Annotated in this window: 19 protein-coding genes; 9 read left to right on the forward strand and 10 right to left on the reverse strand. The window is 66.6% G+C overall.

Annotation, left to right across the window (positions count from 1 at the left end; genetic code table 11):
- Positions 1-126: 126 nt before the first annotated feature.
- From A7X65_RS16395 to A7X65_RS16415, 5 genes are all read right to left on the reverse strand, one after another.
- Positions 127-1,452, reverse strand: a complete 1,326-nt coding sequence (locus A7X65_RS16395) for an MATE family efflux transporter (RefSeq protein WP_063686466.1) — start codon at positions 1,450-1,452, stop codon at positions 127-129.
- A gap of 1 nt (position 1,453) precedes the next feature.
- Positions 1,454-2,188, reverse strand: a complete 735-nt coding sequence (locus tag A7X65_RS16400; RefSeq protein ID WP_063686467.1) for an MBL fold metallo-hydrolase — start codon at positions 2,186-2,188, stop codon at positions 1,454-1,456.
- A gap of 22 nt (positions 2,189-2,210) precedes the next feature.
- Complete coding sequence (locus tag A7X65_RS16405; RefSeq protein ID WP_018644944.1) at positions 2,211-2,516, reverse strand: DUF6460 domain-containing protein; 306 nt, start codon at positions 2,514-2,516, stop codon at positions 2,211-2,213.
- Positions 2,517-2,822: 306 nt separating this feature from the next.
- A complete protein-coding gene (locus tag A7X65_RS16410; protein ID WP_063686468.1) occupies positions 2,823-4,484 on the reverse strand; it encodes an ATP-dependent DNA ligase in 1,662 nt (553 codons plus the stop codon).
- Complete coding sequence (locus A7X65_RS16415; protein ID WP_063686469.1) at positions 4,481-5,518, reverse strand: ligase-associated DNA damage response exonuclease; 1,038 nt, start codon at positions 5,516-5,518, stop codon at positions 4,481-4,483. The genes A7X65_RS16410 and A7X65_RS16415 overlap by 4 nt, the downstream gene beginning before the upstream one ends.
- Before the next feature lie 135 nt (positions 5,519-5,653).
- On the opposite strand from A7X65_RS16415, the gene A7X65_RS16420 reads away from it, so the two are divergent.
- From A7X65_RS16420 to pdeM, 4 genes are all read left to right on the forward strand, one after another.
- A complete protein-coding gene (locus tag A7X65_RS16420) occupies positions 5,654-6,580 on the forward strand; it encodes a class I SAM-dependent DNA methyltransferase (RefSeq protein WP_063686470.1) in 927 nt (308 codons plus the stop codon).
- Between the two features lie 115 nt (positions 6,581-6,695).
- The gene (locus A7X65_RS16425; RefSeq protein WP_063686471.1) at positions 6,696-7,925 is read left to right on the forward strand and encodes an ABC transporter substrate-binding protein; all 1,230 of its coding nucleotides are present in this window, start codon (positions 6,696-6,698) and stop codon (positions 7,923-7,925) included.
- A 267-nt stretch (positions 7,926-8,192) separates the two neighbouring features.
- Positions 8,193-10,772, forward strand: a complete 2,580-nt coding sequence (locus A7X65_RS16430) for a ligase-associated DNA damage response DEXH box helicase (RefSeq protein ID WP_063686472.1) — start codon at positions 8,193-8,195, stop codon at positions 10,770-10,772.
- Between the two features lie 151 nt (positions 10,773-10,923).
- Positions 10,924-11,622: a ligase-associated DNA damage response endonuclease PdeM gene (pdeM, locus tag A7X65_RS16435; protein ID WP_063687737.1), complete on the forward strand. Its 699-nt coding sequence runs from the start codon at positions 10,924-10,926 to the stop codon at positions 11,620-11,622.
- Positions 11,623-11,716: 94 nt separating this feature from the next.
- Here the strand turns inward: pdeM and A7X65_RS16440 are convergent, their stop codons facing one another.
- Positions 11,717-12,580: a LysR family transcriptional regulator gene (locus A7X65_RS16440; protein WP_063686473.1), complete on the reverse strand. Its 864-nt coding sequence runs from the start codon at positions 12,578-12,580 to the stop codon at positions 11,717-11,719.
- A gap of 98 nt (positions 12,581-12,678) precedes the next feature.
- Here A7X65_RS16440 and A7X65_RS16445 point away from each other — a divergent pair, with 98 nt between their 5' ends.
- On the forward strand, positions 12,679-13,590 hold the full coding sequence (locus A7X65_RS16445) for a DMT family transporter (RefSeq protein ID WP_063686474.1): 912 nt from the start codon (positions 12,679-12,681) through the stop codon (positions 13,588-13,590).
- A 12-nt stretch (positions 13,591-13,602) separates the two neighbouring features.
- Positions 13,603-14,376, forward strand: a complete 774-nt coding sequence (locus tag A7X65_RS16450; protein ID WP_063686475.1) for an MBL fold metallo-hydrolase — start codon at positions 13,603-13,605, stop codon at positions 14,374-14,376.
- A 193-nt stretch (positions 14,377-14,569) separates the two neighbouring features.
- Here the strand turns inward: A7X65_RS16450 and A7X65_RS16455 are convergent, their stop codons facing one another.
- From A7X65_RS16455 to A7X65_RS16470, 4 genes are all read right to left on the reverse strand, one after another.
- Positions 14,570-15,337, reverse strand: coding sequence for a TIGR02186 family protein (locus tag A7X65_RS16455; RefSeq protein WP_063686476.1), 768 nt, complete (start codon positions 15,335-15,337; stop codon positions 14,570-14,572).
- Positions 15,337-16,254, reverse strand: a complete 918-nt coding sequence (locus tag A7X65_RS16460) for a sulfite exporter TauE/SafE family protein (protein WP_063686477.1) — start codon at positions 16,252-16,254, stop codon at positions 15,337-15,339. Before A7X65_RS16460 ends, A7X65_RS16455 begins: the two co-directional genes overlap by 1 nt.
- Before the next feature lie 314 nt (positions 16,255-16,568).
- A complete protein-coding gene (locus A7X65_RS16465) occupies positions 16,569-20,030 on the reverse strand; it encodes a tetratricopeptide repeat protein (protein ID WP_063686478.1) in 3,462 nt (1,153 codons plus the stop codon).
- A 296-nt stretch (positions 20,031-20,326) separates the two neighbouring features.
- Entirely contained in the window at positions 20,327-20,914 is a 588-nt protein-coding gene (locus A7X65_RS16470; protein ID WP_063686480.1) for a PadR family transcriptional regulator, read from the reverse strand.
- Positions 20,915-21,127: 213 nt separating this feature from the next.
- Between A7X65_RS16470 and A7X65_RS16475 the strand changes: the two genes are divergently transcribed.
- From A7X65_RS16475 to A7X65_RS16485, 3 genes are all read left to right on the forward strand, one after another.
- On the forward strand, positions 21,128-21,514 hold the full coding sequence (locus A7X65_RS16475; RefSeq protein ID WP_063686482.1) for a nuclear transport factor 2 family protein: 387 nt from the start codon (positions 21,128-21,130) through the stop codon (positions 21,512-21,514).
- Between the two features lie 41 nt (positions 21,515-21,555).
- Positions 21,556-23,346, forward strand: a complete 1,791-nt coding sequence (locus tag A7X65_RS16480) for an acyl-CoA dehydrogenase C-terminal domain-containing protein (RefSeq protein WP_063686484.1) — start codon at positions 21,556-21,558, stop codon at positions 23,344-23,346.
- Positions 23,347-23,419: 73 nt separating this feature from the next.
- Positions 23,420-24,628 carry an acetyl-CoA C-acetyltransferase gene (locus tag A7X65_RS16485; RefSeq protein WP_063686486.1) on the forward strand — a complete coding sequence of 403 codons (1,209 nt, stop codon included), beginning with the start codon at positions 23,420-23,422 and terminating at the stop codon, positions 24,626-24,628.
- Positions 24,629-24,630 lie beyond the last annotated feature (2 nt).

Here is a 24,630-nt window from a genome sequence, read left to right on the forward strand (position 1 = left end):
GTGCCCCGGACGCAGCGCGGCGCTCCTTCAGCGGTGCGCTGCAGAGCCGGGGCCCATGTGGCGACATTCTGGGTCCCGGCTCTGCGCAGCAGCGTTTCACGCTGCAGCGCGTCCGGGACACGAGAGCTACGATTTCGAGAACGTCGCCCGATACAGCGCCGGATACCTTGTGCCCTGCAATCCGCCGCGTGCCACGTAGAACGCGATCAGCGCGCACCACAGTCCGGCATTGCCGAACGATTGCAGCGCCAGCCAGGCGCCGAAGAAGATCGCCAGCGACACCAGCATCAAATTGCGCATCTCGCGTGCCCAGGTGGCGCCGACATAGATGCCGTCGAAGCCGAACGCGAACACGCCGGGGATCGGCGCCAGCACGATGAACGGCAGGAACTCGCGCGCGGCGCGACGGACGTCCTCGCTCGCGGTCATGAAATTGATGATGTCAGGGCCGAACGTCGCGAACAGCACGGCGACGACCATGGCGAAGCCGAGGCCCCACAGCAGCACCAGCCGCGTCGAATCGGCAAAGCCCTTGGCGTCGCGCGCGCCATAGGTGCGGCCGCAGAGTTGCTGGGCCGCATTGGCAAGGCCGTCGAGGAAGAAGGCGCTGACCAGCAGGAAATTGTTGAGCACGGAATTCGCCGCCAGCGTCACGTCGCCGGCGCGCGCGCCCTTGGCGGTGAAGAACAGGAACACGGTGATCAGCGCCGCGGTGCGGATCAGGATGTCGGTGTTGACAGCCAGCAGCCGCATCAGCTTCTCGCGATTGAACAGGATCGCGCGGGGAACGGCAAAGCCGCCAACGGTAAAGCGCCGGCAGACGACGACACCAAGCGCGAAGCCGATGCCCTCCGACAGCAATGCAGCGATCGCGGCGCCCGCGATGCCGGTGTCGTAGACCAGCACCAGCAGGATCGTCGCCGCCATGTTGATGAGGTTGATGATGACCTGCAACAACAACGCCGGATTGGCGCGGGCCTGTCCCACCAGCCAGCCGAGGATGACGTAATTGGCGAAGGCGAATGGCGACGACCAGATCCGGATCATGAAATAGGTCTTTGCCGCACGCGTCACGCCCTCGCTGCCGCCCATCAGGTCGAACAGTGCGACGGAGAGCGGCAGTTGCAGCGCGATCAGCGCAGCGCCGATCAGGCCGGCGACGATGAAGCCGCGCACCAGGATCACGGTCTGCTCGCGCGTCTCGCCGGCGCCGAGCGCCTGCGCCGTGAAGGCGAGCGTGCTCATGCGCAGGAAGCCGAACAGCCAGAACAGGCAGTCGAAGATCACTGAGGCCATCGCGACGCCGCCGAGCAGCGCGGCATCGTCGAGGCGGCCGATCGCGGTGGTCGAGACCACGCCGATCAGCGGCGTCGTCAGGTTCGCGACCATCGCGGGACCGGCGATGGCGAACACCTGGCGGGAGCCGATCTTGAGGGGGACGGGGGCGTGCATGTCAGAACACGAGCACCATGCCGTCTTCGGCGGCGAGGTGCGCGATGCCGTCCAGGCGCGACAGCACGTCGTCGCTCATATGGGTGAGGACGAGGCGTTTCGCGCCGATCTCTGGCAGATGCTGTTCCAAGGTCTTCAGGCTGAGATGGTTCTTGACCACCTTCTCGTACATATAGGCTTCGGCGATGAAAAGGTCTGCGCCATGCGCCAGCGGAATGAGCGTCTCCGTCCATTCGGTGTCCGCGCTGTAGGCAAGCGTGCGGCCCTCGGCCTCGACGCGGTAGGCGAGGAACGGACCGCCGGATTCGCCGTGCACGACCGGGTAGGGCGTCACATTCACTGCGCCAAAGCTCCGGCTCTGCTCCGGCGCGAGCTCGACAACGTTGAGCTCGAACCGCTGCTTGGTCTTCGAGGAATGCTCGAACAGCGTTTCCATCACCTCGCGCAGCCGTGTCTCGATGCCCCGCGGGCCCGCGATCGTCAGAGGCCGCGTTCGCCGCGAGAACTGCGCGTCGAGCAGAAAGAACGGCAGGCCGGCAAAATGGTCGCCGTGGAAATGCGTGATGAGGATGAGGTCGATGTCGTCGCGCTCGATCTCGAGCCGTTTCAGCGCCGGCAGGGCCGACGCGCCGCAATCGATCAGGAAGTTCGCGGCGCGCCCGGAAACATGGAAGCAGGTGTTGAGCCTGCCCCCGGAGCCGAAGGCATCACCGCAGCCGACGAAACGCAGTTGCATCGGCTGCCGAACTCCTTGCCGGTCAGCGGCCGCGTGGCGCGCCGAACACGCGCGAGAGCAGCCAGATCGGGATCACGATGACGGCGCCGAGCAGGAAGTAGCGCCACAGCCAGTTGATGGTGTCGAAGCCGAGATCCCACAGCCGCTGGAACAGCAGGCGGATGCTGTAGATGATGTTCCAGGGATCGAAGCCGATCGCCGCGAGCACGACGCCGACCAGGATCGAGAGCAGGACCAGGCGAAACGCGACCGCCAGCGGCGAGCCGCCGAGAAAGCGGTTCAGCCCATCGCTGCGGCCGGCCGGCAAATCTCTGACGTCTTGGACCATCTCAAACTCCTCAGGAGGATTCGACCCCATTATAGGGCACGGCGAGGCAAATGGGGAACCCGCAACCGGGCGTCAATCGGGTTACGGGAGTTTAATTCGGGCGGCGGACTGGCCTCTCATCCCTTGCGGCCATCCTTCGAGACGCCTGCTTTGGGCCGGCGCCTCAGGATGAGGGCGGAGTGCGCGGCAGCAGTTTCGACGAACGACCGATGCCGATGAACCTCATCCTGAGGAGGCCGTGGAGCGGTCGTCTCGAAGGACGAGGCGTGCGCCCAGGCGGCGCCAAAGTTCGGCTCAGCACACGCCTCACGCCTCGATCTCCGCCGCCTCCTCCTTCAACATCCGCTCCAGCGTTTCCAGCCTGTCCGCCTCGCGCGGCGGCTTGTCCCAGCGCAGGCGGCTGATGCGGGGAAAGCGCATGGCGACGCCGGATTTGTGCCGCGGCGAGCGCTGCAGGCCCTCGAACGCCACCTCCAGCACCAGCCCCTTGTCGCCCTCGTGCACGACATGGCGGACGGGACCGAACTTTTCCGTTGTGTTGCGGCGGACGAAACGGTCGATCTGCAACAGCTCCTCGTCGGTGAAGCCGAAATAGGCCTTGCCGACCGGCACCAGCTCGTCGCCGTCAGCGCCTGCCGTCCAGACGCCGAAGGTGTAATCGGAATAATAGGACGAGCGCTTACCGTGGCCGCGCTGCGCATACATCAGCACGGCGTCGATGATGTGCGGATCGCGCTTCCACTTCCACCATTGTCCCTTCGGCCGTCCCGGCAGATAGGGCGCATCGCGCCGCTTCAGCATCACGCCCTCGACGGCGTCCGCGTCCTCGCCGGCGCCCGCGCTCGCGGGATCGGCGCGCGCGGCGGTGAGCGCCTCCCAGCTTGCGAAGGGGACGGTCGGCGACAGATCGATGCGGGGATCGCCAAGCTTTGCGATGAAGCTTTCCAGCCGCTCGCGCCGTTCCGCGAAGGGCAGTTCACGCAGATCGTTCTCGTCGTCGCCGAGCAGGTCGTAGGCGCGCAAATGGATCGGAAACTCCTTGATCAGTTTCGGCGAGACGACCTTGCGGTTGAGGCGCTGCTGCAGGACGTTGAAGCTCTGCACGCGGCCCTCGCGTAGGATCAAGAGCTCGCCGTCGATGGCGCCGGGCAGGCGCAGCGACGGCACGAGGTCCGGAAAGCTGCCGGTGATGTCCTCGCCGGTACGCGAATAGAGCCGCGCCGTGATGTGGCCGTGCTCGTCGCGCCCCGCCACCGCCTGCACGCGGATGCCGTCCCATTTCCATTCCGCGATGTAGTCGGCGGGATCGAGCGCGGCGAAATCGCCGTCCTCGATCGCATGCGCCAGCATCACCGGGCGGAACGGTGCGGGATCGCGGTTGACCGGTTTGTCGGCCCGGCCTTCGAGCCACGCGAACAGGTCGAGATAGGGCGGCGACAGGCCCGGCCAGATCAGCTCGACCTCGTGCGGATCCTTGTCGCCGAGCGCGGCGGCCGCGGTCTTGGCCAGCCGCGCGGAAATGCCGATGCGAAGCGCACCGGTGACGAGCTTCAGCAACGCCCAGCGCCCGGTTTCATCGAGCTCGTCGAGCCAGCGCTCGAGCTGCTTCGGCAGCTCGGTCTTGCCGAGCGTGCGCAGCGTGGTGACGACCTCGGTGAGGGTAGGGGGCGGCGGGTTGTTGTGGGCGGTGAGCTCGGCCTTCGGCCACATCAGCGCCACCGTCTCCGAGAGATCGCCGACATAGTCGTAGCTCAAGCCGAACAGCACCTCATCCGTGCGCGATGAGATCAGATCGCGGACCAGCGCGGGCTTGGCGTGCTTGAAGCTCAGCGCGCCGGTGAGCGCGGCCAGCGCGTAGCCACGGTCGGGATCACCGACCTCGCGGAAATAGCCGGTGAGCAGGCGCAGCTTGTTGTTGCGGCCGGGCTCGTAGGCGAGGCGGTCGAGCAGCTCGGCGAAGCGGTTCATGCTTCGGCCTCGCCTGCGACCGGCGTCTCGCTCTCCTCCTCGTCGCCATAGCCGACGAGATCGAGCGGCTGCGCCTTGAGGCCCTTGCTCCGGCACCAATGCACCAGCGCGTCCTCCTGGCCGTGCGTGACCCAGATCTCGCCTGCGCCGGTCGCCGCGATCGTGGCGGTGAGGCCGTCCCAGTCGGCGTGGTCGGAGATCACCAGCGGCAGCTCGACGCCGCGCTGCCGCGCGCGGGCGCGCACACGCATCCAGCCCGAAGCGAACGCGGTGACGGGATCGGGAAAACGCCGCGTCCAGATGTCGGAGGTGGCCGAAGGCGGCGCCAGCGTGATGGTGCCGGCGAGCGCCGCTTTCTTCACGCCCTGCACCGGCCTGAGCTCGCCGAGCTCGATGCCGCGGCTCTGGTAATATTCGGTGATCTTCTCCATAGCGCCGTGCAAATAGATCGGCGCGTCGTAACCGGCCTGCCGCAGCAGCGCGATCACGCGCTGCGCCTTGCCGAGCGAATAGGCGCCGACCAGATGCGCGCGCTCCGGAAACAGCGCGACCGAGGCGAGAAGCTTCTTCACCTCGTCGCTCGCGTCGCCATGCCGGAACACCGGCAGGCCGAAGGTCGCCTCGGTGATGAAGACGTCGCAGGGTACCAGTTCGAACGGCGTGCAGGTCGGGTCGGGTGCGTCCTTGTAGTCGCCGGAGGCGACGATGCAGGTATCCTTGCACGTCACCGCGATCTGGGCCGAGCCGAGCACATGGCCGGCCGGGTGAAACTTCACCTTGACGTCGCCCAGCCGGATTTCCTCGCCATAGCTGATGACCTGCGTCGATCCGGCAAAGTTCTCTCCGTAACGCAGCCGCATCATGTCGAGCGTTTCCTGCGTCGCCAGCACCGCGCCATGGCCGGCGCGGGCATGGTCGGAATGGCCGTGGGTGATCACGGCCCGCTCCACGGGACGGACGGGGTCGATATGGAAGCCGCCGGGCTTGCAGCACAGGCCGGCAGCAGCTGGCAGCAGGATGTCTTGCGGGCGCATGGTTGTCATATAGGCAGGGGCCGCTCCAAATTAAGCCGTCATGCGCGGGCTTGACCCGCGCACCCATCCTCTTAAAGAGTTGCTTTTTTGATGGATTGCCGGGGTCAAGCCCGGCAATGACAATCGGTTCCTCCAATGCCGCTCCGCCTGTTCGTGACCTCCGGCGATCTCATGGCCGACCGCCGCTTCGAGTTCGCGCGCGACCTCCAGCTCAAGGGCGATCTGCCCGCCGCCGCCGATCTCATCGAGCAGGCGCTCGAGCTCGCGCCCAATTTCACTTCGGCCTGGTTCACGCTCGGCGAGATCCGCCAGCAGCTCGGCGAGCGCGACAAGGCGATCGCGGCGTTTCGAGAAGCGCGGCGATGCGACCCCGAGGACCAGCACGGCGCCGGCCTGCATCTGATGCGGCTCGGCGATACGCAAGTGGCCGAGATGCCCAAGGCCTATGTGCAGGCGCTGTTCGACCAGTACGCGCCGCGCTTCGAGCACGCGCTGATCAACGATCTCGGCTATCGCGCCCCCGCTCTGATCTTCAAGGCGGTGCTGGCTGCACGTGTCGCCGCGAAGAAGCCGGCCTTCTTCAAGCGCACCATCGATCTCGGCTGCGGCACCGGGCTCGCGGCCGCGGCCTTTGCCAAGCAGGTCGATCATTTCATCGGCATTGATCTGTCGCCCGGCATGATCAAGGAGGCGCGCGCGACGAACCTCTATGCCGAGCTCGAGGTCGCCGACATGATCGAGGGCCTGCGCAGCAAGGCGGATGCCAGCGCCAACCTGGTCGTCGCGGCGGATGCGTTCGTCTATCTCTCCGATCTGGCGCCTGTGCTCGGCGAAGCCAAGCGCGTGCTCGTATCGGGCGGCGTGCTCGCCTTCACGCTGGAGACGCATGCGGGCGATGGCATCGTGCTCGGCGAAGGCCTGCGCTATGCCCATTCGGCGGAATATGTGCGCGGCGCGATTGCGAAAGCCGGACTCAAGCTTCTCACGCTGGAGCCCGCATCGCCGCGCAACGAGAACAACGAGCCGGTGCGCGGTCTCGTCGTGGTCGCCGAGAAAACTTGAGTCTAGGCGCTAACTCACTGCAATTTCAGCGTCATTGCGTCGCAAAGCGATGACTTCCCACTTGCGAGCGGTGCGGCCGTGCCAGCACAATGCGCGCATTAGGGAGAAAACAAAAATGACCAAGAATCCATCGCGGCGCGATTTCAGCGCCGGCGCGCTCGCCACCATCGCTGCATCCACTCTGCCCGCGCCTTATGTCTGGGCCGCGGAGAAGAAATATGATGCCGGTGCCAGCGACACCGAGATCAAGATCGGGCAGACCGTGCCGCATTCCGGTCCCGGCTCGCTCTATGGCGTGCTCGGCCGCATCGGGGAAGCCTATTTCCAGATGCTGAACGAGAAGGGCGGCATCAACGGACGCAAGGTCAAGTTCCTGACCATGGACGATGCCTACAGCGCGCCGAAATGCGTCGAGGCGACGCGGCGCCTGGTCGAGCAGGAGGAAGTGCTTGCGCTGTACGGCTCGCTCGGCACCGCGCCGCAGACCTCCGTGCACAAATACCTGAACTCCAAGGGCGTGCCGCAACTGCTGCTCAACACCGGCGCCTCGAAGTGGAACAACCCGAAAGAGTTCAAGTGGACGATGGCGGGCCTGCCGCTCTATCCGACCGAGGCGCGCATCCTGGCCCGGCATGTCGTGGCGACGAAGCCGAATGCCAAGGTCGGCATCCTCTACCAGAACGACGATTTCGGCCGTGACTTCCTGGGGCCGTTCAAGAAGGTGCTGGCCGATGCCGGCGGCACCGCATCTGTCATCATGGAGCAGACCTACGATCTCACCGATCCCACGGTCGATTCCCAGCTCATCAATCTCTCGAAGTCCGGCGCCGACGTCTTCTACAACATCACGACAGGCAAGGCGACGTCGCAGTCGATCCGTAAAGTGGCCGAGCTCGGCTGGAAGCCGCTGCAGCTGCTGTCGGCGGGCTCGACCGGCCGCTCGATCCTCAACGCCGCGGGCCTCGAGAACGCCACCGGCATCGTCGCCATCCGCTACAACAAGGAGGTCGGCCTGCCCAAATGGGAGAAGGATCCCGACGTGATGGCGTTCGAGGAGCTGCGCAAGAAGTACACGCCGGCCATCGATCAGGACAACACCATCGCCTTCGCCGGCTACGGCCAGGCGGTGACCATGGGCGAGATCCTGCGCCGCTGCGGCGACGACCTCACCCGCGCCAACGTGCTGAAGCAGGCGTCCAACCTCAAGGGCTTCCACTCGCCCTATTTCCTCGACGGCGTCACCTACGACTACACGCCCGACGACTACACGCCGATGAAGACGCTGTTCATCTCCACCTTCAGCGGCAAGGACTGGGACATCTCCGACAAGCCGATGTCGGAGTAGGGGCGAGGCTAACGCCGCTGCCTCTTCCCCTCTCCCCGCTTGCGGGGAGAGGGTAGGGTGAGGGGGAGCCTCCGCGGGGACGGCGACAGTTGGACTCGCTCTGCCTCCACGAACTCGTCATGCCCGGGCTTGTCCCGGGCATCCACGTCTTTGCTTCCGCGGCAAGAGCGTGGATGGCCGGGACAAGCCCGGCCATGACGACGGAGATGCATGTCGCTGAAGGCCCACCCCTCGACGAACCCGCGCCCACGGCTTACCTGTGATGCCGTGCCGCCCCGCATCCTCAAAACCCCGGCCGAGCCGGCCGCACTGCTGCTGCCCGTCCGCTTCCAGAAATGGTTCGCAGGCCGCGGCTGGGCGCCGCGTGAGCATCAGCTCGCGCTGCTGGAAAAGGCGCGCGAAGACCGCTCCGCATTGCTGATCGCGCCGACCGGCGCCGGCAAGACGCTGGCCGGATTTCTGCCGACGCTCGTGGAACTGTCGGCGCAGCCGGCCGAACGCAGCGAGGGTACGAAGAAAAACCTCGTCTCCACCGGTCGCTCCGTGCAGCGCAGCGGCGGTCTCCACACCCTCTATATCTCGCCGCTGAAAGCGCTCGCCGTCGACATCGCGCGCAATCTCGAGCGTCCCATCGCCGAGATGGGATTGCCGATCAAGGTCGAGACCCGCACCGGCGACACGCCGGTGTCGCGGCGCCAGCGCCAGCGGCGCTATCCGCCTGATATCCTGCTGACGACGCCGGAGCAGCTCGCGCTGCTGCTGTCCTCCGACGATGCACCGTTCCTGTTCTCCTCCCTGAGGCGCATCGTGCTCGACGAGCTGCACGCGCTGGTGACCTCCAAGCGCGGCGACCTGCTCTCGCTCGGCCTTGCCCGGCTGTGGCGTCTTGCGCCGCAGGTGCGCGCGATCGGCCTGTCGGCGACGGTGGCCGAACCGGACCAGCTCGCGCGCTTCCTGGTGCCGCAACCCGGCGGCAATGAAGCCGCCGCCGACATCGTCATTGCCGGCGGCGCAGCGCCGCCGCAGGTCGAGATGCTCGACACGAGCGAGCGGCTGCCCTGGGCCGGGCACAGCGCGCGCCACGCGCTGGCCGAAGTCTACGAGCTGATCAAGCAGAACAAGACCACGCTCGTCTTCGTCAACACCCGCAGCCAGGCCGAGATGCTGTTCCAGGATCTTTGGCGCATCAACGAGGACGGCCTCGCCATCGCGCTGCATCACGGCTCGCTCGACGTCGCCCAGCGCCGCAAGGTCGAGGAGGCCATGTCGGCGGGGCGATTGCGTGGCGTGGTCTGCACGTCCTCGCTCGATCTCGGCATCGACTGGGGCGATGTCGATCTCGTCGTCAATATCGGCGCCCCCAAGGGATCCTCGCGCCTGATGCAGCGGATCGGCCGCGCCAACCACCGCCTCGACGAGGCCTCGCGCGCGGTGCTGGTGCCGGCGAACCGCTTCGAGGTGCTGGAATGCCGCGCGGCGATCGACGCCATCGCCGAGAATGCGCAGGATACTCCGCCCTTGCGGACCGGTGCGCTCGACGTCCTCGCCCAGCACGTGCTCGGCCGCGCCTGCGGCGAGCCGTTCCTCAGTGATGAACTCTATGAGGAAGTGCTCACGGCGGCGCCTTACTCAAATCTTGCGCGGCAGGACTTCGACGACGTCGTCGATTTCGTCGCCACCGGCGGCTACGCGCTGAAGACCTACGAACGCTTCGCCCGCATCAAGCAGGACAAGCAGGGCCGCTGGCGCGTCGCCAATCCGAAGGTGCGGCAGAGCTATCGCCTCAATGTCGGCACCATCGTCGAGGAGCCGATGCTGAAGGTGCGGCTGGTGCGCGGCCGCTCCACCGGCAGCGGCTCGACCGGCCCCATCGCCCGCGGCGGCCGCGTGCTCGGCGAGATCGAGGAATATTTCATCGAAGGCCTGACCGCCGGCGATACTTTTGTCTTTGGCGGCGAGGTGGTGCGCTACGAAGCCTTGGCCGAGGACCAGGTCTACGTCTCCCGCGCCAACGACAAGGACCCGAAAGTGCCGTCCTATATGGGCGGCAAGTTTCCGCTCTCGACCTATCTCGCCGAGCGCGTGCGCCGCATCCTCGATGACAAGCGCGCCTGGAATGCGCTGCCCGAGCAGGTGCGCGACTGGCTGTCGCTGCAAAAGGACGTCAGCAGAGTGCCCGGCGTGCGCGAGCTGCTGGTCGAGACATTTCCTCGCGGCAACAAGCATTACCTCATCTGCTATCCCTTCGAAGGCCGCCTCGCGCACCAGACGCTGGGCATGCTGCTGACGCGGCGGCTGGAGCGCGCCCGCGCTCGGCCGCTCGGCTTCGTTGCCAATGAATATGCGGTGGCGATCTGGGGGCTCGGCGATGCCTCCTCCATGATCCGCCATGGCGAACTCGATCTCGACACGCTGTTCAATCCGGACATGCTCGGCGACGATCTCGAAGCCTGGCTCGCCGAATCCGCGCTGATGAAGCGCACGTTTCGTAATTGTGCGCTGATTTCAGGCCTGATCGAGCGCCGTTTCACCAGCGAGGACAAGAGCCGCAGGCAGGTGCTGTTCTCGACCGACCTCGTCTACGACGTGCTGCGAAAGCACCAGGCCGACCATGTCCTGCTGCGCGCCGCGCGCGCCGATGCCGCCACCGGCCTGCTGGATCTGCGCCGCCTCAGCGACATGCTGATGCGCATCCAGGGCCGCATCACCCATCGGGAACTCGACCACGTCTCGCCGCTCGCCGTCCCCGTGATGCTGGAAATCGGCCGCGAGTCAGTCTATGGCGAAGCTGCAGACGAGCTTTTGGCGGAAGCCGCCGACGAGCTGGTCAAAGAGGCGATGTCGTAGAGAATTTGCCAGTGAGGCGCGCAAACCCATCCCCATCGTCATGCCCGGGCTTGACCCGGGCATCCACGTCTTTCTTGCGGAGCCAAGAACGTGGATGGCCGGGCATAGGCGAGCGGAAGCGACGCCGTTCTTCGAACGGCTGCGCCCGGCCATGACGGAGAATGTTGCTCTATCGATTACGTCAACGCTGGCACTGGACATCGCCGGCGTGTCGCTCCACACCGATCTCTCCGGCGCGCTGTTCTGGGAAGAGCAGCGCCTGCTGATCGTCTCTGATCTGCATCTGGAGAAAGGCTCCAGCTTCGCCACGCGCGGCGTGCTGCTGCCGCCTTACGACACGCTGGCGACGCTCAGCCGCCTCGCTGCTGTCATCTCCCGCCATGACCCGCGTACCGTCATCGCCCTCGGCGACAGCTTTCACGACCGCACTGCGCACGAGCGCCTCTCGGCGGAGGATCGCGACGCCGTGGCGGCACTCCAGACCGGCCGCGACTGGATCTGGATCTCGGGCAATCACGATCCGATGCTGCCGCGCGATCTCGGCGGCACCATCGCCGACGAAGTCGCTATTGGACCGATCACCTTCCGCCACGAGCCGACGGGCGCGCAGGGCGAGATCGCCGGCCATCTGCATCCCAAGGCCCGCGTCTCCGCGCGCGGCCGTTCCATGGAACGCCGCTGCTTCGCCAGCGACGGGATGCGCGCCGTGATGCCCGCCTTCGGCGCCTATGCCGGCGGCCTCAGCATCCGCGACGCCGCGTTCGCGAAGATCTTTCCGAAGAACGGCTTTGTGGCGCATCTCCTCGGCGACCGCCGCGTGCATGCGATTGCCGCGTCGCGGTGTTATTGAGGCGCGCTCCCGTAGGGTGGGCAAAGCGTAGCGTGCCCACGATCTGTTACGTGGGCACGGCTCTGCGCGCCTTTGCCCACCCTACGTACCCCCGTCACGCCGCCTTCGCCTGCACGTCCTCGCAGAACTCCGCGAGCCGGTCCGCCAGCCGCAGCGTCGCCGGGCTCGCGCCGGGCGAGGCCATCAGCGCGACTTCCGTCTTGTTGATCGGCGCAAAGCCGTCCTTCGCCGTCAGCACCCGATGGTCGGACTGGATCGACATCTCCGACAAGATGCTCAAGCCCATGCCGGCGGCGACCGCGGCCTGGATGCCGGCGAGGCTCGACGACGAATAGGCCATGTGCCAGGCGCGCCCGGCGCTTTCAAGCGCGTGGATGGCGCCGGCGCGATAAAGGCAGCCGAGCGGAAAGCCGATCAGCGGCACCGAGGCGGCGTCGAAATCGACCGGATGGCTCTTGCTGGTGACCCAGTGCACCCGTTCCGGCCACACCGCGATCGCGCCCTTCTCGCCGGCCGCGCGCTTGAACAGCGCAAGGTCGAGCTCGCCGCGTTCGAGATCGCGCGCGAGGTTCTTGCTCTGGTCGGCGCGCACGTCCATGCGCAGGCCCGGATGCGAGCGCGCGAACGTGCCGAGCAGCTTTGCGAGGCGATAGGCGGCAAAGTCCTCGGGAATGCCGAGCCGGATCGCGCCTTCGCCGCCGGGCTCGCGCAGGACGTCGCGGGCTTCCTCGGCAAGCGACAGCAGCCGCCGCGCATAGGACAACAGCCGCTCGCCGGCCTCGGTCGGGCGCACATCCTTGCCGTCGCGGTGCAGCAGCACCTGGCCGACATCCTCCTCCAGCCGCTTGATCTGCTGGCTCACGGTCGATTGCGTGCGGTGGACGCGCTCGCTGGCGCGGGTGAAGCCGCCGGCCTCGACCACCGAGACGAAGCTGCGCAGAAGCTCGAGGTCGAGCATGTCCGGCCTCCATTCATAAATCCACTGGACGGCAGTTAATCATTTAATTTCCAAATGGCAAGCGGCGTCCTTAGATCGAGGGTCAGGAGAATGCCCGCATGTCCCTCGCCACCTCGATTCCCGCCCCCCGCAGCCGTTTCAACACGCTGCCGCTCGCCATCGGCCTGTTCTGCCTGCTCTGGAGCTATGCCTTCGTCGCCGGCAAGATCGGCGTCACTCATTGCCCGCCGCTGATCCTGCTCGCCGCGCGCTTCTCGCTCGCGGGCATTCTGATCCTGGGTGCAACGCTCGTCCGCGGCGAGGGCTGGTCGCTGTCCTGGCGCGATGCCGTGGTCTTTGCGGTGCTCGGCATCGCCAACAACGCGCTCTATCTCGGGCTCGGCTACACCGGCCTCCAATCCGTCTCCGCCGGCCTCGGCGGCCTGATCGTCTCGGCCAATCCGGTGTTCACGGCGGCGCTCGCCGCGCTTCTGCTTGGCGAGGGCATGACCTGGCGCAAGGCGAGCGGACTGCTGCTCGGTGTCATCGGCGTCACCGCGATCGTCTGGCATCGCCTGTCGGTCGGCACCGACAGCCTGGACGGCATCGTCTTCACGCTGGCCTCGCTCGCCTCGATCGTCGCCGGCACCATCCTGTTCAAGCTGCTCGCGCCGAAGGGATCCTTGTGGGTCGGCAACGGCGTGCAGAACCTCGCCGCCGGCATCGTGCTGACGCCGGTCGCGTTCACCTTTGCCGATATCCACGCGATCGACGTGACGCCCGGCCTGATCGGCGCCTTCGCGTTCCTCGTGCTCGGCGGATCGATCCTGGCCTACTGGCTCTGGTTCCATCTCCTGAAAGTGTGCGGCGCCACCGCCGCCAGCGCCTATCATTTCCTGATGCCGCCGCTCGGCATGCTGTTCGCCTACATCGTGCTCGGCGAGCGCGTCGAGGCCCGCGACCTGCTCGGCATCATTCCGGTGGCGCTCGGCATCTATCTGGTAACGCGCCCCGCGAAGCCCGCATCGTAAGGAGAGTTCATCGTGCCCATTTCCATCACCCTGATCGGCGGCCCCACGGCGCTGATCGAAATCGACGGCTTTCGGTTGCTCACCGATCCCACTTTCGATGCGCCCGGCGCCTACCAGTTGCCGCATGTGAAGCTGGAGAAGACGATCGGACCTGCGCTCAAGGCCGACGCGATCGGTCCGATCGATGCCGTGCTGCTCAGCCACGACCAGCACTCCGACAATCTCGACAATTCCGGCCGCGACTATCTGCTGAAGGCGAAGCGCGCGCTGACGACGGAAGCCGGCGCGAAGCGCCTGGGCGGCCATGTCGAAGGCCTTGCGCCCTGGGCGACGGCGCATCTGAAAGACCGTGACGGCAACACACTGACGATCACGGCAACGCCGGCGCGTCACGGCCCGGCCGGGATCGAGCCGCTGTCGGGCGACGTCATCGGCTTCGTTGTGACCTCGAGCCGCAAGGACACGAGTTCGGTCTATATCAGCGGCGATACCACCTGGTTCGACGGCGTCGCCGAGGTCGCGCGCCGCTTCAAGTGCGGCGTGGTGCTGCCGTTTGCCGGCGCCGCGCAGACCCGCGGGCCGTTCCATCTCACCATGGACACCAACGACACCATCGAGACCGCCCGCGCGTTTCCCGATGCGATGATCGTGCCGGTGCACACCGAAGGTTGGGCGCATTTCCGCCAGAACAGCGAGGATCTGCGCAAGACGTTTGATGTGCTGGGCTTCGGAACGCGGCTGCGGCTATTGGAGCCCGGCGTGCCGACAGTGGTGGAGGCGCCGTAGCTGCCGTCGAGGCTGGTGCGAGCCACCAGCGTCGTCCCGGCGAAGGCCGGGACCCATAACCACCGGCGGAAGTGATTGCGAGGACTCGGAGTTGGAGCCTCACGCAACAACTGCTCCCTGGGGGTATGGGTCCCGGCCTTCGCCGGGACGACATCGGAGATGTTGTTGGCGGCTTTCGTAACGAACGCCCCCCTCAATCCTTCCTGAACACGATCGAGGCCATCCACCCCGTCATCAGCGCCATGGCCGCGGTGGCGAGGCCGTAGATCAGGCCGTTCTGCCGCGCGGTGGTGGCGACGAACTGCTCGAAGCCGACCTTGACGATCTCGAAGGCGGTCTCGGTCTTGGTGACCAGCGCGCCGTTTGCGAACAGCTTGATCTCGATCTCATAGGTGCCGATCGGCACCTCCGCCGGCAGCGGAATGCCGGTGCGGAACAGCGTCGGCGTCAGGAACGTCACCGCGCTCGGATCCTCGCGATAGAGCCCGCGCTGGGTGCGCAAGCGAATGAACGCGGACCGAAAAGCGTCGTTCGGCACCACGTCGGCATAGTCGCCGCTGACACGCTGGGTCAGCAGCACGTTGTTGAGCCCGATCTGCTGCCGCCGTGCGATCTCGGGCGACGTGATGGCCTCGAACGGGCGGTTGGAGAACAGCGCCAGATAGCTCGGCACCTCCAGAAACTGGCGATAATCCGTGTTGATCCAGATGCCGAACTTCCGTTCCTTGCGCCGCGTCACCATGTCGGCGCGCGGACCGATCACTGTGACGACGAGGTCGTAGGCGGTGCGGTCCGCCGGCGTCGTGGCGTCCTTCTCGACCGATCCGAACAGCACCAGCTCCTCGCCGGAATAGTTCGGCGTCACCGTGACGCGATGGTTGGAGACCGACACGATCAGCCGCTCGGCGCGTGCGACCGAGCCGAGCATCAGGACGAGAAGCGCTGCGAGGAGGACGCGCATCAGCTGCTCACCCCCAGCTCGCGGATGGTGAAGAGATCGGTAGGCTGGATCACCAGCTCGATGGCAAAGCGGATGCCGACCGAGAGGATGAGCAGGCCCAGCAGCAGCCGCAGCTGCTCGCCGCGGATCTTCTGGCCGGCACGGGCCCCGAACTGCGCGCCGGTGACGCCGCCGACCATCAGGATCAGCGCCAGCACGGCATCGACGAGGTGATTGGTCACCGCATGCAGCATGGTCGCGACCAGCATGGTGACGAGGGTGAGGACCATCGAGGTCCCGATCACCGTCGAGGTCGGCACCCGCAGCACGTAGATCATGATCGGCACGAGGATGAAGCCGCCGCCGATGCCCATGATGGCGCCGATGAAGCCGATCACGATGCCGACGATCACCACGGGAATCACGGAGAGATAGATCTTCGAGCGCTTGAACCGCATCTTCAGCGGCAGGCCGTGGATCCAGTTATGCGTGCGCCGCGGCGCCACCGCGCCGCGGCGGGTCCGCATCAACGCGCGCAGGCCCTCGGAGAACATCAGGCTGCCGACGGTTGTGAGCAGCACGACGTACGACAGCGCGATCATCAGGTCGAGCTGGCCGAGCGCGCGAAGCTGCGTGAAGGCCCAGACGCCGAGCGCTGTCCCGGTCACGCCGCCGCATAGAAGGACACTCGCCAGCGCCGGATCGATCGCGCGCCGCCGCCAGTAGGAGAGGGCGCCCGAAAACGAGGAGGCCGCGATGTGGCTCGCGACGGAGGCGACCGCGACCGCCGGCGTGATGCCGATGAAGATCAAGAGCGGCGTCATCAGGAAGCCGCCGCCGATGCCGAACATGCCGGAGACGAAGCCCACGGCCGCGCCCATCGCCAGCACCAGGAAGACGTTGACCGGGAGATCGGCGATCGGAAGGTAAAGCTGCATTGAACCTGCGCACCGGCGAGACGGATCGACGAACGCGGAATGCTCGCGGAAAGAACGGAACGATTGCCGCGTCCCTCAATAGCGGAATTTGCGGGCGGGAGGGACCAGGAATTTTGGGCGTGGTGAATGAGTGCGAGTGTGATCCAGGCGCGGTAGCGCCCCAACGTCGTCCTGGCGAAAGCCAGGACCCATTACCCCGACTGCTTGTTGTTGCGGCAAGCTGTAGCTATGGCGTCCTTCAACAACGACTGACTGTGGTAATGGGTCCTGGCTTTCGCCAGGACGACCCAGTCAGAGGCAGTTGAGCGACACTCTTAACGCGCCGCCGACGCCGACTTCTTGCTTGCTACCGCCTTCGGCGCGGGCTTGGCGTTCGCCTGTGGAGCGCTGTCCCAGCCGCCGTTCGGGGCGGAGACGTTGACGGCATCGTCGGGCTGCGGCTCGGCGCTGAAGGTCTGGATCGCGAGCTTGGCGGCGGCCAGCGATTGCGGGTCGAGGCGCTTGGCGACGTCGTCACGCTTGCCGGCAGCGTCCGCATCGCCCTGGGCGGCTGCGAGGCTGAACCATTTGTAGGATTCGGCGAGGTTCTGTTCGACGCCGATGCCGCGGGCATAGAGGATGCCGAGGTTGAACTGGCTGTCGGCGACGCCGCGATCGGCGGCCTTCCGGAACCACTGCGCCGCGCTCTTGTAATTGGCGCCGCGTCCGCCGCCGTCGGCATCGAGCACCGCGAGATTGTGCATCGCCTTGGCATTGCCGCGCTCGGCGGCCTGGGTGTAGTAGCGACGCGCGATGTCGGCGTCCTTTTTCACGCCGAGGCCCTTTTCATAGAGCGTGCCGAGGCGGAAGGTCGCGGGCACCACGCCGGCCTGCGCCGCGCGGTCGTACCACTTCGCCGCTTCGTCGTAGTTGTTGGCGACGCCCTTGCCTTCCGCAAAGCGCACGCCAATCTCGTAGGCCGCAGTCGCATCGCCCTTCATCGCGGCGGTGCGCAGGGCGGGGCCGCCGATGGCATCGGGCAGCTTCTCGCTCGGCGGCACCTGGACGAGGCCCAGTCTGCCGCGGCTGGTGCCCGACAGCGCGCCGGTGACGTCGCTGCTGGCAGCAGGCGGCACTGCCGTCGCAGGCGCCTGCGGGATTTCGACCGAGGCCGAGTTGCCCGTGTTGGCGGGCAGCGCCGGTGCGGCATTGTTCTGGGACTGCCGCCCGATCGGCGTCGGCGAGGTCATCGACGGCGTGATCTGCTCGGGCGCGGACGGCTTGCTCTCCACCGGCGGTGGCGGGGCGGGCAATACCGGCTCGCTCGGAACGGTTTGCATCGCCTGCGGTGCCGGCGGCGCGCTGCCGCCATCGAGCAGGTTCATCGCCATCTTGAAGGCGCCGAGCACGATCACGACCACGCTCGCGCCGACCAGCAGCGAGCGGATTTTCGAGGTGATGGTCGAGGCGCCTTCCTGGCCCTTGTCCTTGGCGCGGGCAATGGCTGCCTTGGCGCCGCGGGCGGGCTTTTCCGGTGGCTGCGCGGCGGCGGCTTGCGCCGCGCGGCGTGCGGCGGCGATGAAGCTCGACGACGACACCGGCTCCTTTGGAGCTGCGGGAATTTCGCTGATCGCGCTCTCGGAGGCGGCGATGCGTTCCGACGGCGTGGCGGCGCGGCCGCCGGGCCGTGTGCCCGGCTCGAGCGGATGATCCGGCGGCAGGTCCGGCGCGATCGCGGCGCGCGCGGGCGCCGTATGCGGCTCCAGGATCTCGCTGATCGCGCGCGGCGGCACGGGGGCTGTGACTTGCGGCGCCGGCGGGGCCGGTGGCATCGGCGGCGGTGCGGCGGGTGCAGCCGCGTGGAATTCGCGCGGCGCGGCGACGAAGGCGGCCTGCTGCGGCTGTTGCGCAGCGGCCGGATTGGGCAGCTCGGGCTTCGGATCGTATTTCGGCTGTTGCTGCGGAGCTTGCGGCCGCGGCTCGCGCGCGACCGGCGCGTACTCCATCGGAGCGGCCGCTGCCATCGGCATCGGCATCGGCTGCGGTGCAGGAGCCGGCGGCGCGCTGCGCACGGCGCGCAGATCGCCCTCGATCATCGAGAGGCGGTCGACGACATGGCCGAGCGCACTGTGGACGGCGTCCAGCGAGTCCTGGGTGCTGCGGTTGGTCTCGGCCTGGCTGAAGCGGATGTCGGAGAGCTCGCGCTTGACGAGATCGACCACGCCCGTGTCGGCGGGCGGCGCAGCGTTGCGGCTCTCGGCAAGGGCCGAGTAGGTTGCCTGCTGGCGCTCCAGGTGCCTGAGGATGTCGTGCAGGCCGTCCTCGACGCGGCTCAGATTGCCGTTGCGCGGATCGGCGGCGGCCTCGATCCGCTCCAGCAGATACGAGACGCGCTGCTCGAGATGCGCGAAAGTCGAGGCGGAATCGTTGCCGACCTGCATGCGGTCGAAGCGGTCCGACAGCGCGCGGATCGCGGCTTCCAGATGCTCGGTGCTCTCGGTGGCTTGCGGCCGTTCGCGGGTTTCGAGCGCGGCGGTGAGCGCGGCGATGCGCTGCTCCAGCACCGCGAAGCTGTCGCTGTGGCCGGACGAACGGGTGATCTGGTCGACCTTGGACGACAGCAGCTGCACGTCCTCGGACAGCCGGCCCAGTGCCTCGTTGGAGGCGACGTTGGAGACGATGCCGCGCAGCGCCGAGATCGCGCCTTCGAGCTGGCGCACCGTGGAGGGATCGTCATTGGCGCGCAGGATCAAATCGAGCTTGGCGCCGAGATTGCGGATCGCCTCGTCATAGCCGGTGAGCTGCTCGGCCGGGGTCAGCGTGCGCAGCACCTGCTTGATGTCGGAGAGCGCGCGCTCGATCCCCGACAGTACCTGGCCGTCGGTGCCGTTGGAGCGGGTCTCGTCGATGCGCCGGTGCAGCGAGCGAATCTCGTTCTCGATCGATTCGATCGCACGCCGCGGCATCGCCTCGGTGATGGCGGTGCGAATGTCCGCGAGCTCGCTGCGGAAGGCGTTGATCGCCTGCTCGGTATGGTCGGGCCGCTGCAGCGATTCGATCTGGCTCGTGATCTTGAGCAGATGGCGCTCGAGCGCCGAGAAATCCGGCCCCGCCTGCGGTGGCGGCGGGGCATAGGCCGGCGCAGGCGGCGCCATCGGGGGTGCGTAAGGTGCTGCGGGTGCAATCGGCGGCGCGGCGCGTGGCGGCATCTGCCGGGGCGTAAAGCCGTCGAGCTCGCTCTGGCGCGCGGTGATTTCGGCGACCGCGACGTCGAACGAGGCGGGGCTCAGGGGTGGTGAGCTGCGATAGACCTGCGCGGCTGCGCGTTCGACCGCATCGGCCTGGCGCTGGCGCATTTCGACGGGAGACGGGGCAGGGGCCGGCCGCGGCGCTTGTGCTTGCTGCGGCTGTTGCGGGCGGGAGATCTGCGACAGCCGCGCATCGAGCCGCGAGATCGCGTCGTTGAGCTGGCGCGCGACGCCCTGCTCGCGCGAGACATCCTGGCGCGGCGCAGCGGGCTTTGAAATCCGTTCGATCTGCTGAGTGATCGCATCGAGCCGCTGATGGATATCCGCGACTTCGCGAGCCTCCTGGCTCGGTGCCTGGCTCGGCATCTGCTGCGGACGCTGATCCTGGCGTTGATCGTAAGGTCCGCGAAAGTTCGGCGGCGCAGTCTCGCCGAGCGTGGAGTTCAGCCAATCGTTGAGTGACATGCCAGCGCGACGCGCAGCAGCTTCGGCCCGCTCCCTGACGGATGGATCGATGCCGTCAACACTCCACGATACGCGCGAATTCATGACTCTGTCCGGTTCCGACTCCGGCGCCCCACCCGGCGCCTCCAGCCTTCCCACGCGTGCCGGTTGCAAAGACAATCGAATTTGGCGCGGGTCGTCTGCCTCGAAAACCGACTTTTTCCTGTTACGGTAAATAACGGGTTAAGGAACGCCGACCCGGTGTCTTAAAGTTGGGCGGGGGGAACCTGGGGGCGTGCATAAGCCGTCATGCCCGGGCTTGTCCCGGGCATCCACGTTCTTCGGTCGCGCAAGCAAGGTGGTGGATGGCCGGGTCGAGCCCGGCCATGACGATGTGGCTCTCAGCCCTTCTCCCGCTTCCCGTCCTCGATCGGCACCACCGCGGCCTTGCCGCTCATCGACGACAGCGCGTCGAGGGCCTCTTCGCAGAAGTCGGCGACCATCTGCTCGTGACGGGCCCCGAGGCGGAGCAGGAGCAGATTGCCGAGGTCGAGCCGGCCTTCCGCCGTGCCGTCGGGAAAACGCTTCTTCAGGATGCGCTCGTAATTGGCGTGGCGGTCGCGATGGTGCTCCAGGCGGGCCATCAGGTCGGTGCGCAGCGGCTCGATGTCGATGCTGTCGAGCGCATGGAGGCGGACCAGCAAATCGTCCTTGGTCGAAGCCGGCGTGCTTGGCCGCGCGGCCCAGTGCCGCAGCGCTGTTCTACCTTCGGGCGTAAGCGTATAAACCAGCTTGTTGGGCTTGCCTGTCTGCACGACCTCGCGACCCTGGATGTAGCCGCGGTCGCGCAGCTTGGAGAGCTCGCGGTAGATTTGCTGGTGGTCGGCCTTCCAGAAGAAGCCGATCGAGGAATCGAACGTCTTGGCGAGCTCGTAGCCCGTCATCGGACGTTCCGTCAGGCATGCGAGGATTGCGTCGCCCAGTGCCATGACCGGCCTCCTGTTCTCGAACTCTGACCAATCTGCTTGACTTTATGCGCATCGGCGCATATGCGTCAATGTGCATATGAGGCGGCTCGCGGGAGGGGCCGAAGGTCCGTCCCGAAATCCAATGGAATCAACCTCCTCGCTACTGTGCATGGGGTTGTTTTCGCAATTTTTGGCCAAGGCTCCTGGAAAGCCCTTTTAGGGAGGCACCCGAGAATGACCGGCCTCGATTCCTGGTACGCCTACATGAAGTCTCATGACCGCGCAGCGCTCTGGGACCTGCTCCACCCCGACGCCGTGTTCGAAAGCCCCGTGGTGCATTCGCCCCAGCGCGGCCGCGACATCACCTTCAAATACCTCTCCAGCGCCGAGAAGGTGCTCGGCGGCCCCGGCTTCACCTATGTCGGCGAGTGGAAGAGCGCCGATGGCGCCGTGCTCGAATTCAAGAACGTGATCGACGGCATCGAGATCAACGGCGTCGACATCATCAGCTTCGATACCGAGGGACGCATCACCCATTTCAAGGTGATGGTGCGTCCCCTCAAGGCGATCAACATGCTGCACCGCCTGATGGCGGAGCAGCTTGCCGCCGCCCAATCATAAGCCCAACATCATCCCTTAGAAGGCCCTGCCGGGAGAACGCCATGCCGATCTACAAAGCCCCCGTCGAAGACGTGAACTTCCTGCTCAACGACGTCTTCCAGATCGATCGCTACGACAACCTCGCCGGCTTCTCCGATGCGTCGAGCGACGTGCGCGAGGCGATCCTGGGCGAAGCCGCCAAGCTCGCCGAAGAGGTGCTGCAGCCGCTGAACCGCGTCGGTGATCTCGAAGGCTGCAAGCGCGCCGACGACGGCAGCGTCACCACGCCGAAGGGATTCAAGGACGCGTTCAAGCAGGTCGCCGAAGGCGGCTGGCTCGGTCTCTCCGCGCCGCAGGAGTTCGGCGGCCAGGGCCTGCCGGTGACGCTGTCGCAGGCGGTCAACGAATTCCAGATCTCCGCCAACATGGCGTTCTCGATGTATGGCGGCCTCACCATGGGCGCGACCGCCGCGCTGCTGGTGCACGGCACGCCGGATCAGAAGAAGACCTACGTTCCGAAGATGATCGCCGGCGAGTGGACCGGCACCATGAACCTGACCGAGCCGCATTGCGGCACCGACCTCGGCATGCTCCGCACCAAGGCGGTGCGCCAGCCCGACGGAAGCTTCAAGATCACCGGCACCAAGATCTTCATCTCGGCCGGCGAGCATGATCTTGCCGACAACATCATCCACCTCGTGCTCGCCCGCATCGAGGGCGCGCCGGCCGGCATCAAGGGCGTGTCGCTGTTCGTGGTGCCGAAATTCCTGGTGAACGCTGACGGTTCGGTTGGCGCCCGTAACGGCGTTGTCTGCGGCTCGATCGAGCACAAGATGGGCATCCACGGCAATTCGACCTGCGTGATGAACTACGACAGCGCCACCGGCTGGCTGATCGGCGAAGAGAACAAGGGCATGCAGGGCATGTTCGTGATGATGAACGAAGCCCGCCTCGGCGTCGCCGTTCAGGGGCTCGCGCAGTCCGAGGTCGCCTATCAGAACGCCGTCGCCTATGCCCGCGAGCGCATCCAGGGCCGCGCGCTCACCGGCGTGAAGGCGCCGGACAAGGCGGCCGACCCGATCATCGTGCATCCCGACGTGCGCCGCACGCTGCTCTCGATCCGCGCCTTCAACGAAGCCGCGCGCGCCTTCGTGATGTGGACCGCGCTGAAGAGCGACGTCGCCCATCGCTCCGAAGACCCGAAGGACCGCCAGGCCGCCGACGACCACATGGGCCTGATGACGCCGGTGCTGAAGGGCTTCCTTACCGACTACGGCTTCGCCAACGCGGTGCAGGCGCAGCAGATGTATGGCGGCCACGGCTACATCGCCGAGCAGGGCATGGAGCAGTTCGTGCGCGATGCGCGCATCGCCATGATCTATGAAGGCGCCAACGGCATCCAGGCGCTCGATCTCGTCGGCCGCAAGCTGCCGCGCGACGGCGGTCGCGCCATCATGGCCTTCTTCGGCGAGGTCATGGCCTTCGCCAAGGAGAACGGCGGCGACGAGGCGATGAAGCCCTTCATCACCCCGCTCTCGGCCTCGCTCGGTCATCTCCAGCAGGCCACGACCTGGCTGATGCAGAACGCGATGATGAAGCCTGATAATGCCGGCGCCGCCGCGACCGATTACCTGCATCTCTTCGGCTTCGTCGCGCTCGGATACATGTGGGCGAAGATGGCCAAGGTGACGAACGCCAAGATTGCCGAGAGCGGGGCGACGCCCTATCTCTCGACCAAGCTCGTCACCGGCCGCTTCTTCATGGAGCGGATGCTGCCGGAGACGGCGGCCAATCTCGCGCGCATCCAGTCCGGCTGCGCCACCATCATGGAATTGCCGGCGGAAGCTTTCTGAGGCCTTCCGCTTCGCCAGAGATCGCGACCGCGCAGCGGTCGCCGCGACAATAACTGCAATCAGGAGGCTCCCCATGGCAGATGCCTATATCTACGATCACGTCCGCACTCCCCGCGGCCGCGGCAAGGCCGACGGCGCGCTGCACGAAGTCACCGCGCTGGCGCTCGCCACGGTGCCGCTGAAGGCGCTGAAGGACCGCAACAACCTTCCGGAAGATTCGGTCGACGACGTCGTGCTCGGCGTGGTCGATCCGGTCGGCGAAGCCGGCTCCGACATCGCGCGTTTCGCCGCGCTGAAGGCGGGCCTCGGCGAAGCCGTCCCCGGCGTGCAGATCAGCCGCTTCTGCGCCTCCGGCCTCGATGCCGTGAACTTCGCCGCCGCGCAGGTGATGAGCGGCCAGCATGAGCTGGTGATCGGCGGCGGTGCCGAATCGATGAGCCGCGTCGGCATCGGCGCCTCCGGCGGCGCCTGGCCGATGGATCCCTCGATGGCCGTGCCGGCCTACTTCATGCCGCAGGGCGTCTCGGCCGACCTGATCGCCACCAAGTACGGCTTCTCCCGCGACGACGTCGACGCTTATGCGGTGCAGAGCCAGCAACGCGCGGCGAAGTCCTGGGAGGAAGGCCGCTTCGACAGGTCGATCGTGCCGGTGAAGGACATCAACGGCCTCACCATCCTCGCCAAGGACGAGCACATGCGTCCCTCGACGACGATGCAGTCGCTGGCGCAGCTGCAGCCGTCGTTCACGATGATGGCGCAGATGGGCGGCTTCGACGGCGTCGCGATCCAGTCGCATCCGGAGATCGAGCGCGTCAATTACGTGCACCACGCCGGTAACTCCTCGGGCATCGTCGACGGCGCCGGCGCCGTGCTGCTCGGCAGCAAGGAAGCGGGCAGCAAGTACGGCCTCAAGCCGCGCGCAAAAATCCGCGCGTTCGCCAATGTCGGCTCCGAGCCGGCGATGATGCTGACCGGTCCGGTCGACGTCACCGAAAAGCTGTTCGCGCGCTCGGGCATGAAGAAGTCGGACATCGATCTGTTCGAGCTCAACGAGGCCTTCGCCTCGGTCGTGCTGCGCTACATCCAGGCCTTCGACATCGACAATGCCAAGATCAACGTCAATGGCGGCGCCATCGCGCTCGGCCATCCGCTTGGCGCGACCGGTGCGATGATCCTCGGCACCGTGCTCGACGAGCTCGAGCGCACCAACAAGTCCACGGCTCTCGTCACGCTGTGCATCGGCGGCGGCATGGGCACCGCGACCATCATCGAGCGCGTCTAAGG

The sequence above is a fragment of the Bradyrhizobium stylosanthis genome (genome assembly GCF_001641335.1).
Taxonomy (GTDB): Bacteria; Pseudomonadota; Alphaproteobacteria; order Rhizobiales; family Xanthobacteraceae; genus Bradyrhizobium; species Bradyrhizobium stylosanthis.

Coding starts and splice junctions, on each gene's coding strand:
- A7X65_RS16395 (WP_063686466.1), bottom strand. CDS start 1,452: ATGCACGCCCCCGTCCCCCTCAAGATCGGCTCCCGCCAGGTGTTCGCC.
- A7X65_RS16400 (WP_063686467.1), bottom strand. CDS start 2,188: ATGCAACTGCGTTTCGTCGGCTGCGGTGATGCCTTCGGCTCCGGGGGC.
- A7X65_RS16405 (WP_018644944.1), bottom strand. CDS start 2,516: ATGGTCCAAGACGTCAGAGATTTGCCGGCCGGCCGCAGCGATGGGCTG.
- A7X65_RS16410 (WP_063686468.1), bottom strand. CDS start 4,484: ATGAACCGCTTCGCCGAGCTGCTCGACCGCCTCGCCTACGAGCCCGGC.
- A7X65_RS16415 (WP_063686469.1), bottom strand. CDS start 5,518: ATGCGCCCGCAAGACATCCTGCTGCCAGCTGCTGCCGGCCTGTGCTGC.
- A7X65_RS16420 (WP_063686470.1), top strand. CDS start 5,654: ATGCCGCTCCGCCTGTTCGTGACCTCCGGCGATCTCATGGCCGACCGC.
- A7X65_RS16425 (WP_063686471.1), top strand. CDS start 6,696: ATGACCAAGAATCCATCGCGGCGCGATTTCAGCGCCGGCGCGCTCGCC.
- pdeM (WP_063687737.1), top strand. CDS start 10,924: ATGACGGAGAATGTTGCTCTATCGATTACGTCAACGCTGGCACTGGAC.
- A7X65_RS16440 (WP_063686473.1), bottom strand. CDS start 12,580: ATGCTCGACCTCGAGCTTCTGCGCAGCTTCGTCTCGGTGGTCGAGGCC.
- A7X65_RS16445 (WP_063686474.1), top strand. CDS start 12,679: ATGTCCCTCGCCACCTCGATTCCCGCCCCCCGCAGCCGTTTCAACACG.
- A7X65_RS16455 (WP_063686476.1), bottom strand. CDS start 15,337: ATGCGCGTCCTCCTCGCAGCGCTTCTCGTCCTGATGCTCGGCTCGGTC.
- A7X65_RS16460 (WP_063686477.1), bottom strand. CDS start 16,254: ATGCAGCTTTACCTTCCGATCGCCGATCTCCCGGTCAACGTCTTCCTG.
- A7X65_RS16465 (WP_063686478.1), bottom strand. CDS start 20,030: ATGAATTCGCGCGTATCGTGGAGTGTTGACGGCATCGATCCATCCGTC.
- A7X65_RS16470 (WP_063686480.1), bottom strand. CDS start 20,914: ATGGCACTGGGCGACGCAATCCTCGCATGCCTGACGGAACGTCCGATG.
- A7X65_RS16475 (WP_063686482.1), top strand. CDS start 21,128: ATGACCGGCCTCGATTCCTGGTACGCCTACATGAAGTCTCATGACCGC.
- A7X65_RS16480 (WP_063686484.1), top strand. CDS start 21,556: ATGCCGATCTACAAAGCCCCCGTCGAAGACGTGAACTTCCTGCTCAAC.
- A7X65_RS16485 (WP_063686486.1), top strand. CDS start 23,420: ATGGCAGATGCCTATATCTACGATCACGTCCGCACTCCCCGCGGCCGC.